Below are 14,724 nucleotides of genomic sequence, written 5' to 3'. Positions count from 1 at the left end.
GGAACAGGTGATTGCTATGGGGTCTTTAAAACAGTCAGCCTATTACGCCATTGGTATTGTGATGATGAAAGGAATATCACTAGTGATGATTCCTTACATTACTCACAAAATGACGCTAGCAGAATACGGTTCTCTAGAAGCGATTGTTTTGTTAGCCGATATTGGAACGATATTGTTTAGCTTTGGTATCGTTGAGGCAATGTACCGTTATGTGGGCGTGGCTGATGGCGATGAAAAACGGGAACTCATCTCGAACTGTTTTACGTTAAGTGTTTTGGTGTGTGTACTAGGAGGGCTATTAATTGCGCTCAGTATGCCGTTGTTACTCTTAATGTTGCCCGTCGAATTTCAACCCTACCAAATTTTACTACTGCTTATTCCTACGATGCTTGATGGGGCAATCTCTATTCCTCTTACCCTAATGCGAATGAACGCGATGGCGAAGCGATTCTGCCTGCTTAATGTATTGAAAGCGGGTGTTCAAGCCTTCATGACTTTTGCGTTGCTTGAGGCCGGATATGGTATTGATGGTGTGTTGATTTCGGCTGCAGTCTCTAGTGTGCTGCTAATGATCTGTTTAGTCCGCTATCAATGGCAAGAGATGGGAACATTTGGTTGTTTTAAATACTCCACTAAGATCTTGAAGTTTGGGTTACCCGCTTTGGTCGGGGGGGCATCAATGTACATGATCACGGGTTTAGATCGTTGGGTCATGGCAAGTTTCGTTGGAGTCGAAGAGCTGGCGATTTATGCAGTCAGTGGTAAATTTGCGTTGATTCTTGGATTGTTATTACAACCCTATGCACTTTGGTGGTTCCCAAACCGTGTCGCCATTCTTCAACAAACAGGCGGCAGTAAACATTGTGCTGATAAAGCCTTAGTCGGCGTTAATTTTGCCATCGTATTGGGTGCTTTGATGATTCTAACTGTTCCAGGTTTTATCGCTCTAATTTTGCCTAGTAGCTATCAATATGCGGGTACGATTGTTGTCGCATTACTTGCCATTAGTGTTATCAAGAACGCAGGTGACTATTTGAATCTTGGCTGTTTCAGTGGAAACTCAAGTCAATCACAAATGTGGATTCAAGGCGGATGCGCGATCTTAGCCGCTATTGGTTATGTCACCGTAACGCCCATTTATGGCGTGTGGGGTGTTATTGTTGTTCTCTGTGGCACTTACATATTGCGATTACTACTTTTATATTTCGTTAGTCAAACAATGGAGCCGTTACCCTATCAGCACAGTAAGTGGATTGTAGCGCTCAGTATTGCGGTAGTTGCGGTCGCTTGTGATCGATTGCTCGGATTGGTGCTCGTTGATGTTCATGACTTTATTTTAGGAAGCTTTGTGGCAGTGATGACGCTTGTGGCCTTTATTAAATACTCGGTCATCATGATCCCTCAGGCGGTACTTGATAGGTTCACGTCAAACAAACATTCACAGGTAAGTTGATATTACCTCCTATTCAGAACTCGAATGTTTCTAAGTCAGTGAATCAAAAGTCTTAGAAATTTTAAATAAAACACTGTTCATAATGTTTATGATTAGATAGTATTTATAAGTTTGATGAATATTAACTATGGAAAGAATTATGAATAAGTGGATTGTACTTTCAGCTCTGTTTTCGACCTTCTCTTACGGTGCTTTAGACCTTTCTAACTCTGATTTATCAGCAGGAGGCTTTGATGTACCAGAAGCCATCTCGTTGGAACAACAAAACATCGTATGTGAAAGTGTTGTTTGTAATTCTGTCTCTGAACCTAAATCTGTTCCGGTTGTTGGCGACGTACCTGAACGCGAGCCGAATCAAACGTTAGAAACTCTCGCGAGTGCGATTTATATCGTCGGCGAGATTGGGGTTGCGGAAAACCTGTCGACTCCAGAATACGAGCAATTCTTCGAAAACTAATTCAAGGGGGTGGCAGAGTATTGGCACAGCTTTCAAGTGTTACTATAAAAGATTTCAAATGCTGTTATAAAAGGTAATATTGCGTTAAACGATTCAATAACCTTGGCATATTGTAACTAGGAAGCACCCAATGGAAATATGGAAGTTACTGCTGTTTATCCCTGCCTGTTTTGCGCTCAACATGACGCCGGGCCCAAATAATCTATTGTCGATGAACAACGCTCGCTGTTATGGATTTCAAGCTGCTTTAGTTGCTGGGTTAGGAAGAATTGCTGCCTTTTCTGGCATGATCGCGTTAGCTGCATCGGGCTTAGCCGTTGTGCTTTATACTTCTGAAACCTTGTTCTTTCTCATCAAGCTGTTTGGCGCCATGTATTTATTGTGGATTGCGTTTAACTTATGGCGCTCACAAACTAGCCCAGTCGCGGATATTGAACGAAATAAGGATTGGTTTGGTCTTGTTAAGCAAGAGTTCGCGCTCGCGGCGGGCAATCCAAAAGCGATACTCATTTTTACTGCATTCCTTCCTCAATTTGTCGATGTCACCGCTAATGTAAACACGCAATTCTTCATCCTCGGAAGCACATTCTTAGTATTAGAAATGCTCGCGATTTCTATCTATGCCGCTTTTGGCTTATATCTACGAAATTGGTTTTCAAAACCTCAAATGGCCAAGCGCTTCAATAAAGCCTGCTCGGTGTTTCTTGCTCTATCTGGTGCGAATCTACTGATCAGCCGACAGTAGCTAATGAAGATTTCAAAAGGTAAAAAAGACTATAGCAATATGATACGAACAGACGTTCTTTCTCATTGGCTAAAATACGAAACTGATGTTTCATTAGCGGAGGTTACTTTCGGTGCAACTAATTCTGTCTATAAGGTTGGGTCTACACCCGCTTTATTTTTACGAAAGTACCGGACTAGCGATGTTAACCGTATAAAGAATGAGCATGAATTGTTGCTATTCTTATCTCAGAAAATCTTAAGTATCGTTAAGCCATGTCTTACCTCTGATGGTAAAAGCTTTGTTAAGTTTGGATCTGAATACTATGCGTTATTTCCGGAGGCTCACGGCTCGTTGATCGATAAACATGCTTTGACGACCAATCACGCATATGAAGCTGGTATTACCCTCGCGAAGCTCCATCAACAGTTGAGTCATTGTCCTCGAACTAAGTTTTCAAATGAGGCGTTTCCAGTTGTCCAACTGTCATGGAATCGAGAGGTATGGTTACAGCGTCTTGATAAGATCATTTACCTTATTGAATCGAAAAGTGAGCAAGGCACCGAGAACGACTGGGCATTGCAAAGAGCTAAACAGCAACGTCACTTTTTATCTAGCGGTCAAAGCATTCACTCTTACGAGACTAAGACAGAAAGAGCACTCATTCATGGGGATTACCACCACTTTAATCTCTTCTTTGACGAACGCTCAAGGGTGAGTGGAATTATTGATTGGGACTTGATTCAATATATGCCACCAGCCTATGAAATTGCTCGTGCTTGCATGTATATGTTTGATATGGAGGTTAAGAAGTCGGTCGAATTCATTAACGGGTACTTATCTATTAACGAGCTTACACGAGATAGTTTTATCGATGGTGCTCGTGCATGGGGTATTTTTGCTGACCACCACATATGGGCTTTAGAAGAGGTGTACGTGAAACAGAACTTAGCCGCTCAAAAATTCATTCCTCATAAGGAATTTGAACCTTTTGAACAGCAATGGTCATTAATTGAGTCTGCACTTTTTAAATAAGTCTGTTTTTAGATAGCTAGCCCTATACGTTATTTGTTTCACTTTATTATGCGAGGACACTCAATGAGCACCAAAGATCTATCTAAAATGGGGTCTGCTCGAGTTTCATTGGGAGAGTGTAATGGTGAACCTTGTATTCGAAAGCAAGGTGCTGGTGGCGTAGAGATTTCCTTTTACCAATGTGCTGCAAAACAACTATTTGGTGTGCATAGCCCTGAGTTACTGGCTGTTGAAGGCGATAACCTATTTATCGAATACATTCCTCGTTCTTTGAACTTACCCGAACTTCAAGCCACGGCTGATGTGTATCAGCAACTCTCTTGTATTCATCAATCTCAATATGTGCCTAGTTTTAAAGTCAAAGAGCATTGTTGGACAGCGAGTGATACGAGTACTGCTTTAGCATCTCTGAAATTACCTCAAGTAACCCAAGACGGTTTGCTGTGCATTCAGCAATTGAGTAGCGATCTTTTTAAGCATCAAACTTTGGTTTCTGGTGATGCGAACGAGGGCAATTGGGGGAGAAGAGATAATGGACAGTTGGTCCTATTTGATTGGGAGCGTTTTGGTTTTGGTAGCCCCGCGATAGATTTGGCACCACTCGTTTCGCGAATGGGTTCCTTGTCTGATTATGAGCGCATTGTTGATCAGTACCTTTGCCATAACACCTTGATTCCTCGTGAAGATTTAATAAAGCAATTGATCATCGCGAAAAGCTGGATCGTAGTCGAAGTCACGAATATATTAGTCACGCGTAACAACCCTGAAGCTTCGAAATACATCAATTGGTTTAGAGAGCAATTGCCAACTTGGCTGGCTTCAGTTGAAGGCAGATTGTAGCTGAAGGGCGGTTGTAGTTAATCTATAAAGGTCTATCTATGAATATTGTCTGTGCGGAAAAACAAGAACTGGCTGATATCTACCAGCTTGAACGTGCTTTGTTTGGCGACCACGCCTATCCGCAGTTTTTCTTCCGTCAGGCCTTTGATTGCTGGGGGAAGGGCTTGCTGGTGGCGAAACAGGATTCGCAAGTTGCGGGTTATGTGTTGATGACACCAACAGACAAGCCACAAGAATATTGGATTTTGTCACTGGCCGTTGATGGTCAATTTCGAGGTATGGGAGTGGGACGTTCGTTGATGGATCAGGCGATCACAACGCTGCCTAAAGAATCCAAGGTGTTGCTTACCGTTGATCCAAATAATGCGTCGGCTTGTGCGCTTTATGTGTCTATGGGTTTTGTCACTATCAAAGAAGAGTCGAACTATTTTGGCGATGATGAGCCAAGGTTTGTGATGCAGCTCATCGTCTAGTTTCTTGCTAACGTTGTTTATTCAAAGGCGCACACCTTAATTAAAGGTTCACAGACCTAGGTCAACATCACGATACCGTGCATCAACACCACGCTAGAGGTTAATCGGGTTCTCATATCAAAATAGCCGTCGGGGCCTTCGCTTTGGTTCTCTTCTCTCATTGACCTTTCCGCTCGCCAAACCGCAATGTAGCCAATGATAAGAATCAGAGTAGTGAGGAACTCTTTTTGTTCCCCAAGTAGCACAGCTACCCACGCGGCTAGCACAATCACGTTGCTTAGAATCAGCGCCTTGTTGCTCGATTGGCTTTCGAAGTTCTCTATCCCATTGCCCCACAAGATACCCGACAAAAAACTCAAGATAACCACACTGTAGGTGATGAAGAGTGTCTCGCCGCTGAGGCCTAGGAATTGGCTTTCGGTCAGAGACAGTAATAGGCCAAATAGAAACGGGATTAGCCCCATGTAACCTAGCTTGGCCATGGTGTTGCGGGTTTGAGTTGTCGCCATGTATTCAGATCTCATAACTGCTGCTCAATTGCATTTTTGAGTGTCGCACTTACTGGTGATGTCGAGCTAGGGAAGGTTGCTACCACTTTACCTTCTTTATTGATCAAGAATTTGTAGAAGTTCCACTTGGGTGTGACACCTGCTTGCTGCTGTATTTCTGCAAACACAGGATTGGCGCTACTGCCAGATAATGTGGCTCTCGCCATCATAGGGAAGGTAACACCGTAGTCGAGATAACAGACTTTAGCTGATTTCTCTTCGCTTCCTTTGTCTTGGCGGAAATCATTGCTTGGAAATCCGACAACCGTGAAGCCTTGATCTTTATAGGTTTGATGCAGTTGCTCTAGCTGTTTAAATTGTGGTGTGAAGCCACATTGGCTGGCTGTGTTCACGACCAAAAGGGTTTTGCCTTGAAACTCTTCACACAGCTCTATCTCTTCGTTCGAATTTAACAAACGTTGCTTGCCGTTGAGTATCTCAGGGCAACTTGCTGCAAAAGCGATAGAGCTCGTTAGGCTTGTAATCAGGGCGGTGGAGCAAAGCAGTGAAGGTTTCATAGGTTTGGCTCATTTTAGTTGGCGTAACTGTTAGTACTCTTGCGCAGCAGGAAATGATCACTCTGCTAATCACTAATCACTAATCGTCACTATTTATGAACAAATCAAGTGTCATCGCTGATGAGATACGGAGCGACCAAACGACTTATGTTCACCCTTGCGTCAAGGCGAGCGGCTAACAGATACATGCCACCGATTTTACGGTGTAAGAATAGGGCGTCTGCTGGTGGCGTGTGCCAATACTCTTGTTCCATGCTGAGTATAGTTCCGGCTTCGCGTAGCTTTTGAGCGAGTCCACTGGCTTTAAAATCGTACTCTTCGTCGACCAACATAGGTTCACACGCCATTGTCACTAAGTTGAGAATGGCTTGGCGCTGATCGGGGAGAATCGTCTCGCTAAAGAACCCAATCTGCTCTAGCGCTTTGTTGAGGCCTTGTTCATCGTGATTAATCACAGAGGTAAAAGCCAAGCGATAGCCATCACTGAAGCGGTCGCTGTATTCACGGGTTGCTCCAAAATCTAACAGCCCAATCTGGCGCGTGTTTTCAACGTAAAGGTAGTTGGCGAAGTTGGGGTCGGTCTGCACCATCTTAAAGTCGAACAATTCTCTGAACATGAGTCCGAGCAAGCTGCGCATGACAAAATTACGAGTACTTTGATCGTAACCTTCTATTTTCTCTATCGAGACGCCTTCAATGAAGTCCATCGCGAGCACTGACTCTGAAGACATTTGAGGGTGAATCTTAGGTACAACGAAGTGAGCGTGTTCTTTCAGTGCATGATAGTAACGAGTCGCGTAGTCAGCTTCGCGAGCATAATCTGCTTCATCATGGAGCTGTTTCTTTGCTTCTTCTAATAAGCTTTTGTAATCGACAGACTTGGGTATTAAACCAACGATGTTAAGCAATGTACCTACGTTGTCCACATCACTGTCGATGCTTTTTCGAATGCCTGGATATTGGACTTTGATGGCAAGTTTGTCTCCCGCATCACTGTAGGCTTGGTGAACTTGCCCGATGGACGCACTGGCGATAGGTTTAAAGTTGAAGGAAAGGAATTCGGCTTTCCAGTTGATGCCGAGTGAGCTTTCTAACACTTGGTTGAGCTGCTTTGTTGGTAGTGGGTCGGCGTCTGAGCGCAGGCGAGAAAGAATGTCGGCGAGTTCCGGTTCGAGGACATCGCCCGCGTCCATTGATAACATCTGCCCAAGCTTCATGGCAGCACCGCGCAGGTGGGCGAGTTGATCAGTCAGGCGTGCAATGTTCTGCGGGGTGAGTAATAAGTCTTTTGCTTTGGGCCTGTTGCCTTGTGCGAGTTGCTTGGTACCTTCCGTTATCACATTGCCCGCGACTCTTGTTGCCAGTGAGGCAAACTTGCTGAATCTTGAAATACGATGTGTAGGAAGGTTTCTCTCTTTTGCCGACATAAAGGTTCTCTCTGGGAATCAAGGTTCACTACAAAGTTCTATCAATCATTACACAATCGAATGTTTTGTTGTGCTAACTTGTCTCGCGAAACAGTAAACAGAATTTAAAGGACAAAACATGAAGTTTATTTGGTTGAAAGTGGCCGTCACTGTATTGGTATTCGCAGCATTATTTGGCATTGTTTATTACAAAGTCGCCAGCGGTATATCTTAATTCCAATGCAATTTAGTACAGCTATTTAGTGCAGCTGCTTCCATTGCAGCGCGACTTTCCGGTTAACCAGAACGAGACTTTATATCGGTTCTTGGCAAATCGTAAATAACACCAATCTGCCACTGGCTTGAATATCGCCCAGCGCAATGGAGCATATAGCCAACCTTTTCCTACTAAGCGCCACGCTTGGTAGGTCACGTCTAAACCCAACAACAGTTTTCCGTTCTCGTCTAAAGCATGCAAAATGGTATTGGCTGCGTCAGCATCTATCTGCGGGTAGTTTGAAAACGCTTCACTGTAGATATCGATGGTTTGAATCTTATTCTCGGTATCATGCTTGGCAAGTGCCGCCATCTCTTTTGCGCACAATGGACATGTCCCATCGTAAAATATCGTTAATGCAGTCATTGTTTTCCTTACCCTTTTCGTCAATACCAATCTATACGACATCACCAATTAGGTGGATCATTCTGCCCAGTTATCCGACACTGTCATTATGAGAACTATTTTACAGTATCATCTAGAGGTAACATCCGTTCCATGCATTTACAAATTAAGAGCCTATCTCCAATGACAACAAAGTTAATGAACCGTTTCATTATAGCTATGACTGCCCTGACGCTAAGTGGTTGTGTTAGCTACAGCGTGACTGAGCAAGAAATGACGAACTACCTTCAAGATTCGGTGATGTTAGAGCAGGAAGTGGGTGTACAAAACGTTATGTATGCGCAAGTTGCTGTCGATGACTTAGCGGTAAAAATTGGTCGAGCTGATGCCGAGCGTGTTTCTGTACTGGCGAATACCAATGCAAAAGTTCAGGTGTTCAACATGCCTAATATGGGGTTGGATTTGGACATCGAATTCAGCGCAGTCCCTGAATACGACAAAGAAAGTGGCGAGGTGTATTTAAAGTCACTGCGACTAGAGCGCTTTGAGGAGAAGGGAAAGCAGCTTTCTCCTGAAATAGCGAAATTACTCAAACCCGCCGTATCGATGATCGGCTTTGCATTGTCTCAGTCTCCGGTATACAAACTGGACAACAATAAAGTGCAAGAGTCGTTGATTAAGTCATCTGAACCCAATCTGGTGATTAAAGACAATAAGCTAGTTATTGAGTTGTTTGACTAATTCGTTTTAAATTCGAATCTGTATTATGGCTATCTTTCGGGTAGCCATTTTTTATGACCCTAGTTAATTATCACCTCACTTTATTGCCAATCACTTTATTAAAATCAGATCGTTACCATTCAAAATAATGACAGCTCAAATAGTTGATGTTCGCATTCAAAGTTCTGCCAATTCTTAATTGGTGAAGACGGTAAGCTGTGGTTATGATGAAGTTAAAGTGAACTTCATTTATTTGTGATCACCATGGACAGGGTAACAATGAGAAACATCGTATATTTGACGATAGGGCAGTTATCGGAGCGCAGCGGTGTGGCTCCTTCGGCATTGCGCTTTTATGAAACCAAAGGGTTGATTGCTTCGATTCGTACTAACGGAAATCAACGCCGTTATCAGTCGGCGATGTTGAGACGAATAGCATTGATACAAGTGGCGCAGTCGATAGGTTTCACGCTGGAAGAGATTACCGAAGAGTTATCTACCTTACCTATGAACCATACCGCGACTAAGCGAGATTGGGAGCGAGTTGCGAAGAAGTGGCAAGGACAACTCGACAGCAAAATGGCGCAGATTAAATCGCTACAAGAAAACCTAACCGGCTGTATCGGTTGCGGATGTTTGAGTATGCAGAAATGCCACTTGTTGAACCCTGAAGATATTTTGCATGATCAAGGGCAGGGCGCACAACGGATCGTTGAGTAGCCCTGACTTAAGGTTCCCTATTTGAGATCGTCGAATCCAATGCACTCAATCTGATGGTCAGCTAGCCACTGTTTTAGCTCTGGGCTAGTGAGAAGCTGATACTCTTCGACGCGTTTATCACTGTAGCTTGATAGTAATTTTAGCTCTTCATCAACACTAAGTGATGGGTGGCACATCAACTCGACAGCAGCGTTAGGCGTGGCAGTTTGGTAGCTCAACAGAATATCTTGCAAGTTGCTAAGAGAGACCCCGTCATCAAAAAAGCGCATGTCAAAAGCGCTAGGTGTCGGTACTAAGAGAGAATCTTGCCCGTTCACAATGTTGTCGATGCGTCTTACAGGCAGGCCAATCGTATTAGCTGATCGAGTAAACGCCGCTTTGAGAGGTTTAAATACGCCCCCAAAATGATGGCTATCGATATGGTTGATCTTTAAACCTGCATTGATAGCCGCTTGATATTGCGCGTTGAGCTCGAGCATCACCTCATCTTCATTCACATCTGATTTATCGAATAGGGTGACGTTGCAAAAGAAGTGGCCGTGTTCGTCGACTAAGCTCGGAACCTGCTCTGGTGGCGTCAGTGGTTTGCCTGCGGTGACCGTAAAGTGCAAGCCTACTTCCGGAACCAAACCTTGGTGATAAAGCTCAATGGCGTGTTGGGTTCCAGGTTGGTTCATCATGATGGTGGTTGACTTTACTACGCCTGCTTTGAAGCACTCAACAATGCCATGATTTACCGTTTCAGTGAGGCCGAAATCATCGGCGTTCAGTATTAGTTTCATCGTGACCTCTGGTGACTAAAATGGATTGTGAACAACTTGAATTAATCTAATTTCGACTGAGTTAATGTACATAAGGTTACTGCTCACTTTGTGTTGATCGATGAGCAAACGCAGGCATGAAGTCTAGGTTCTCTCGAATTGTTTCTAATAACGCCTCATCAATGTGTGAGCCGCTATCAACAATAGGATTAAGGATCAAAGCGCGTTTAGCTAATGCAATATCCCCCGTCATCGCGGCCTTCACTGTTAAGGTTTCAAACTCTTTCATTTGTTGGATTAGGCGTAACGTATCGCTATCAAAAGGTTCGACATTCAATGGAAGGATCGCGCTGTTAGTAATAACTGAGCTGACTTCTACCGCGCAGTCATCAGGAAGCCCTTGAATCGCCCCATTATTGCGAGTGTTAACGTGCATGATAGAACGCTTGTTGTTGTGAATACTGCTCATTAGTTCACAAGCTGCTTCAGAATAATGGGCACCACCTCGTTCTTCTAATAATTTCGGTTTGGTATCCAGCATCGGGTCTCTGTAGATTTCGAGCAATTGTTGTTCAACTTTTGCAACCAAGTCGGCGCGATTTTCGCTCTTTTCAGACGCCGCAAATTCTTTGTCTAGAATATCTCGTGATTGGTAGTAGTAACGTAGGTAAGCGCACGGCACCAGGTTCAATGAGCGAATCAACTCGGCATCCCATTCAAAGGGTGGGATGTTTTTAGGCATCATTTGGTCATTGCCTCCGAGGAGTTGGTCTATCACTTCTTGGAGCTTGTCTTCGCCGTTATGAAGTACTTTTCGGGCCCACACTAGGTGATTCAAACCTGCGATTTGCATGGTGATGTCTTCGCGTACAGCGCCAAGCATTTTTGCTGCTCCGCGCTCCATGTTCACGGGGATATTGCACAAGCCGACCGTCTTGATGGTTGAGTGCTTAATCAAGGCCTCGGTAACCATACCTGATGGATTGGTAAAGTTGAGCAGCCACGCATTGGGGCAAAGTGCTTCCATCTCTTTGGCGATCTTTAATGCAATTGGTATGGTTCGACAAGCATTAGAGAAACCACCCAATCCGTTAGTTTCTTGCCCTATCATGCGATACTTTAATGCAATTCTTTCATCACGTAGCCTTGCTTCTATTCGACCAGCCCTAAATTGAGAACAGACAAAATTCGCGTCCACAAGCGCTGCTTTTCGGTCTGTCGTGAGGTGCACTGTGATGTCACAGTTCGCTTTTCTAATCATTCGCTGCGTCAAATCTGCAATCACTTGAGCTTTTTCCATACCTTCTTCGATATCGACAAGCCAAAGGTCAGAAATAGGTAATTCGTGATAGCGTTTTAGTAAGCCTTCGATCAGCTCAGGGGTGTAACTTGATCCACCACCAATGACCGCAACTTTGAGTTTTTGTGCTTGCTTCATTTGACTCACCATTATTATGTAGATTACATGGTTTAATCTATATGATGAGTAAGTACGTCTACAAACCAGTATTGATGATTTATGAATTAGTGAGGTTAATCTATGGGGCTGTTTGAAAATCGCCAACAAACATTGTCGTTGCTGCACACCTTCAGTGTGGCGGCTAAACATTTAAGCTTCACCCTTGCCGCCGATGAACTATTTCTGACTCAAGGTGGAGTCAGTCATCGCATCAAGAAACTTGAGCAGCAGCTTAAATTTAATCTATTTGTGCGTAAAACGAGAAAGCTAGAATTGACCCCAGAAGGACAACGCGTTCTCTCGATGCTGAGTGTCTCATTCGAATCTATTTTCTCTGAACTGATGGACATTCAAACTGGAGAGCTAAGTGGGGAGTTGTACATCGCGACATCGCCTTATTTTGCTTCCTCGTGGTTAATGCCACGCTTGCCAGAATTCAGACGCTTGTATCCGAATCTAAGCATCAAATTACAAACCAAACAGAACCAATCTGACTTTCAGTTTGAACCTTATGACGTGGCAATTTTCTACAGCGAGGGTCACTATCCGAATCATTATAGTGAGCGACTATTTTCAGGAATTAGAATGCCTGTATGCAGTCCTGAATATGCGAAGAGGTTCAATCTTGAGAAGGGCTTGCAACAATTGGATAGTGTGCAGTTTATTCATAGTGGAGACGTGACGGCTTGGCAGCGTTGGTTGGAAGCGGCTCAAAGTGAGGTTGATTGTACTCTAAAGTGTGATTACTACAGTGACAACCGTATAGCGATGGACGCGGCAAGGTTATCGATGGGTGTAGCACTAGGAAGACTCGAGTTTGCGACAACTCAAATTGAACAGGGTGGGTTGGTTGCTCCTTTTATGAGTATTGAGTCGGGTAAAGGTTACGATCTTGTATGTCCGAAAGGGATGGAGCAACGGACTAAGTTTCAAGTGTTTACTCAATGGGTTAAGCAGCAGTTATGACAGAATAGCATGCCTAGACAAAAGCGAATTTAAGGTCTAGTTTGGGTGGTTCTTTCTTTCAATAAAAAGAGGTGAGTTATGTTCAGCCATGTTTTTCTCGGAACCGAAGATATTGAACGTGCGAAGTCGTTCTATGATCCAATTATGAAGATGCTTGGTTACAACGAAGGCTCAATCGATCCTAAAGGGCGTTGTGTTTACGTGAGCAAAACGGGTGTACTAGGTTTAACCAAACCGATTGATGGTCAGCCAGCGACTTATGGCAATGGTATGACGGTAGGATTCTTGGCGAGTTCACCAGAAATGGTGGATGAATGGCATCGCATCGGCGTCGAAAATGGTGGTACTAGCATTGAAGGTGGCCCCGGAGCGAGAGGTTCTGACGAGCGTCGCTTGTACATGGCTTACTTGCGAGACCCTGATGGAAACAAGATTTGTGCAACTCACTTTATGTCATAGTTAACTTTATGCCACAGTGGCGTATAATTAAGTCATATTGATTGTTCAGGGTTAGTTTATGATGCTCTGAACTAACACGTTATTTTAAAGACTGGCTGACTATTGCAAAGGACTTGCTAGATGAAACCGAATGAACTGTTTTATGAAAGCTTTGAGCGTTGCCGGATTGATCAAGAATTCTTGGAAAGCTTTCTGGCAGACTTCTGCGAGCATAACCCAAGGTTTTCAGAACGTTTTGAAAAGATAGGGTTAGAGCAGCAAACTAAGATGCTTAAGGCCTCGATCATTCTTATTTATAATTCCTCTGGTCTGCCAAGTGTGCGGAACTCGGTCAAGAAACTGGGGAAAAGGCACAAAGATTTGGGGTTGGACATTTCAGAAATTGAATTAAACGAATGGTTTAATTCGCTGCTCAATACGGTTAAAAAGTACGATCCTCATTATGATGAGAACGTAGAACGAGCTTGGGCAGAAACGCTGGATGCTGGTCTAACGATCATGAAAAAAGAGTGTGTTGAAAAATAAGATAAGCTTCGCATAACAACACGAGGTTTATCTTATTTTTAAAATGATGGCTTTTAATTCATTGCCCTAAATGGTTTTTATTCAGGGTAATGAATATGTTGGCTTAAAAGGTAAATCCGGCTTGTACACCCCAAACTGAGTCCTTGGTATACCAACTGCTTTCACTGCCGATCTCATATCCATCAAACCCTACACGAGTCAACAGCTTGGAGTTGCCAAACAATGGTTTTGATGACTTGTACTCTGCGCCGATACCGTAAGTTAAGCCAAAATTACCATGAGAACCTTTATGAACTTCATTTCCTTTGCTAGAGCTATACACCAACTTTGTATCTGAGTGTGAATAGAAAGCACCAAACTTGCCCAAAATAGCAAAATTTTCACTGAAACTGTGTTTGTACACAGGCGTCAATGAGAGCGTTAAGGTGTCGAACTCTTGCTTTCGTTGTACTGTCTCGTTGTTGCTGTAATCAACGTAACTGTCTTTGTCATCGACGCTGGTAATAAACAATGTTGATTCTACATACCAGTTACTTTGTGCGATCTGGCTGCCCAGTGTGAACTGACCACCGACATCACCACTATCCATACCAACACCGCCCAAAACATACATTTCATTTGCTGCAATCGCTGAAGTTGACGTAATGCCCGTAACTGATGCAATCGTAAGCGCCGCTAAGACTAATTTTCTCATTTTATTCTCTAAGGTTCGTAAATTTCGGGAGAGGATTCTAGCGACATTTTTAAAATAAAAAACACTGTTCAAATAAGATGTGAAAGATTAAAAAGGTAAAGAGGGCGGTTTTGTTATTAGAGTCTAAATATTAGATTTTTTTAGATGTGTTGAATGTTTTGATGATGATGTTTAGTGGTTGATTATTAATGATTTTTTGGTTTGATTTACTCGTTTTTATTGCATTGATTTTAAGCTCTAGCAATTGATCCATCGCTAGAGCTTAGTACCGTTGGAATACACACTTTAATCTAAATTAAATTCTTTAAATCAAATGCGACTTCAATAGTGTTCTATCAGTGTGT

The 14,724-nt window shown here is 43.3% G+C and carries 18 protein-coding genes; 11 read left to right on the top strand and 7 right to left on the bottom strand.

Going from position 1 to position 14,724, the window contains the following annotated elements; genetic code table 11:
• Window positions 1-16 precede the first annotated feature (16 nt).
• The 6 genes from AACW75_RS20350 to AACW75_RS20325 all read left to right on the top strand — a co-directional run bounded on the left by AACW75_RS20350 (window position 17) and on the right by AACW75_RS20325 (window position 4,982).
• A complete protein-coding gene (locus AACW75_RS20350) occupies window positions 17-1,453 on the top strand; it encodes a lipopolysaccharide biosynthesis protein (RefSeq protein WP_145570399.1) in 1,437 nt (478 codons plus the stop codon).
• A 139-nt stretch (window positions 1,454-1,592) separates the two neighbouring features.
• Window positions 1,593-1,910 carry a hypothetical protein gene (locus AACW75_RS20345; RefSeq protein ID WP_135458972.1) on the top strand — a complete coding sequence of 106 codons (318 nt, stop codon included), beginning with the start codon at window positions 1,593-1,595 and terminating at the stop codon, window positions 1,908-1,910.
• A 130-nt stretch (window positions 1,911-2,040) separates the two neighbouring features.
• The gene (locus AACW75_RS20340; protein WP_135458970.1) at window positions 2,041-2,655 is read left to right on the top strand and encodes a LysE family translocator; all 615 of its coding nucleotides are present in this window, start codon (window positions 2,041-2,043) and stop codon (window positions 2,653-2,655) included.
• A 39-nt stretch (window positions 2,656-2,694) separates the two neighbouring features.
• Window positions 2,695-3,669, top strand: coding sequence for a phosphotransferase enzyme family protein (locus AACW75_RS20335; RefSeq protein ID WP_145570401.1), 975 nt, complete (start codon window positions 2,695-2,697; stop codon window positions 3,667-3,669).
• A 63-nt stretch (window positions 3,670-3,732) separates the two neighbouring features.
• A complete protein-coding gene (locus AACW75_RS20330; protein WP_135458968.1) occupies window positions 3,733-4,509 on the top strand; it encodes a phosphotransferase family protein in 777 nt (258 codons plus the stop codon).
• A 38-nt stretch (window positions 4,510-4,547) separates the two neighbouring features.
• A complete protein-coding gene (locus AACW75_RS20325) occupies window positions 4,548-4,982 on the top strand; it encodes a GNAT family N-acetyltransferase (RefSeq protein WP_135458966.1) in 435 nt (144 codons plus the stop codon).
• 56 nt (window positions 4,983-5,038) lie between these two features.
• On the opposite strand, the gene AACW75_RS20320 is transcribed toward AACW75_RS20325, so the two are convergent.
• The 4 genes from AACW75_RS20320 to AACW75_RS20305 all read right to left on the bottom strand — a co-directional run bounded on the left by AACW75_RS20320 (window position 5,039) and on the right by AACW75_RS20305 (window position 8,097).
• Window positions 5,039-5,506, bottom strand: coding sequence for a DUF3429 domain-containing protein (locus AACW75_RS20320; RefSeq protein ID WP_145570403.1), 468 nt, complete (start codon window positions 5,504-5,506; stop codon window positions 5,039-5,041).
• Window positions 5,503-6,048 carry a glutathione peroxidase gene (locus tag AACW75_RS20315; RefSeq protein WP_135458962.1) on the bottom strand — a complete coding sequence of 182 codons (546 nt, stop codon included), beginning with the start codon at window positions 6,046-6,048 and terminating at the stop codon, window positions 5,503-5,505. The genes AACW75_RS20320 and AACW75_RS20315 overlap by 4 nt, the downstream gene beginning before the upstream one ends.
• Window positions 6,049-6,152: 104 nt before the next feature.
• Complete coding sequence (locus tag AACW75_RS20310) at window positions 6,153-7,475, bottom strand: ABC1 kinase family protein (RefSeq protein ID WP_135458960.1); 1,323 nt, start codon at window positions 7,473-7,475, stop codon at window positions 6,153-6,155.
• A gap of 235 nt (window positions 7,476-7,710) precedes the next feature.
• Window positions 7,711-8,097, bottom strand: coding sequence for a thiol-disulfide oxidoreductase DCC family protein (locus AACW75_RS20305; RefSeq protein WP_135458958.1), 387 nt, complete (start codon window positions 8,095-8,097; stop codon window positions 7,711-7,713).
• A 162-nt stretch (window positions 8,098-8,259) separates the two neighbouring features.
• Between AACW75_RS20305 and AACW75_RS20300 the strand changes: the two genes are divergently transcribed.
• Both AACW75_RS20300 and soxR read left to right on the top strand, forming a co-directional pair.
• Window positions 8,260-8,817 (top strand): DUF1439 domain-containing protein, encoded by a 558-nt coding sequence (locus AACW75_RS20300; protein WP_135458956.1) that lies wholly within the window; start codon window positions 8,260-8,262, stop codon window positions 8,815-8,817.
• A 258-nt stretch (window positions 8,818-9,075) separates the two neighbouring features.
• A complete protein-coding gene (gene soxR, locus AACW75_RS20295; protein ID WP_017073537.1) occupies window positions 9,076-9,516 on the top strand; it encodes a redox-sensitive transcriptional activator SoxR in 441 nt (146 codons plus the stop codon).
• Window positions 9,517-9,533: 17 nt separating this feature from the next.
• Here the strand turns inward: soxR and AACW75_RS20290 are convergent, their stop codons facing one another.
• Both AACW75_RS20290 and AACW75_RS20285 read right to left on the bottom strand, forming a co-directional pair.
• A complete protein-coding gene (locus tag AACW75_RS20290; protein WP_145570405.1) occupies window positions 9,534-10,298 on the bottom strand; it encodes a carbohydrate deacetylase in 765 nt (254 codons plus the stop codon).
• A gap of 76 nt (window positions 10,299-10,374) precedes the next feature.
• Entirely contained in the window at window positions 10,375-11,715 is a 1,341-nt protein-coding gene (locus AACW75_RS20285; protein WP_135458952.1) for a 6-phospho-beta-glucosidase, read from the bottom strand.
• Between the two features lie 102 nt (window positions 11,716-11,817).
• Here AACW75_RS20285 and AACW75_RS20280 point away from each other — a divergent pair, with 102 nt between their 5' ends.
• The 3 genes from AACW75_RS20280 (at window position 11,818) to AACW75_RS20270 (ending at window position 13,686) form a co-directional block, all read left to right on the top strand.
• Complete coding sequence (locus AACW75_RS20280) at window positions 11,818-12,702, top strand: LysR substrate-binding domain-containing protein (RefSeq protein WP_135458950.1); 885 nt, start codon at window positions 11,818-11,820, stop codon at window positions 12,700-12,702.
• A 78-nt stretch (window positions 12,703-12,780) separates the two neighbouring features.
• Window positions 12,781-13,161 (top strand): VOC family protein, encoded by a 381-nt coding sequence (locus AACW75_RS20275; RefSeq protein WP_135458948.1) that lies wholly within the window; start codon window positions 12,781-12,783, stop codon window positions 13,159-13,161.
• Window positions 13,162-13,281: 120 nt separating this feature from the next.
• Complete coding sequence (locus AACW75_RS20270) at window positions 13,282-13,686, top strand: globin (protein ID WP_010439685.1); 405 nt, start codon at window positions 13,282-13,284, stop codon at window positions 13,684-13,686.
• 103 nt (window positions 13,687-13,789) lie between these two features.
• Here the strand turns inward: AACW75_RS20270 and AACW75_RS20265 are convergent, their stop codons facing one another.
• A complete protein-coding gene (locus tag AACW75_RS20265) occupies window positions 13,790-14,380 on the bottom strand; it encodes a hypothetical protein (protein ID WP_145570407.1) in 591 nt (196 codons plus the stop codon).
• Window positions 14,381-14,724 lie beyond the last annotated feature (344 nt).

This window comes from Vibrio sp. L3-7 (assembly GCF_963898195.1).
In the GTDB taxonomy this organism is placed as follows: Bacteria; Pseudomonadota; Gammaproteobacteria; order Enterobacterales; family Vibrionaceae; genus Vibrio; species Vibrio echinoideorum.
Note: the sequence above shows the minus strand (reverse complement) of the source record. Positions and strands in the feature narration are given on the sequence as shown.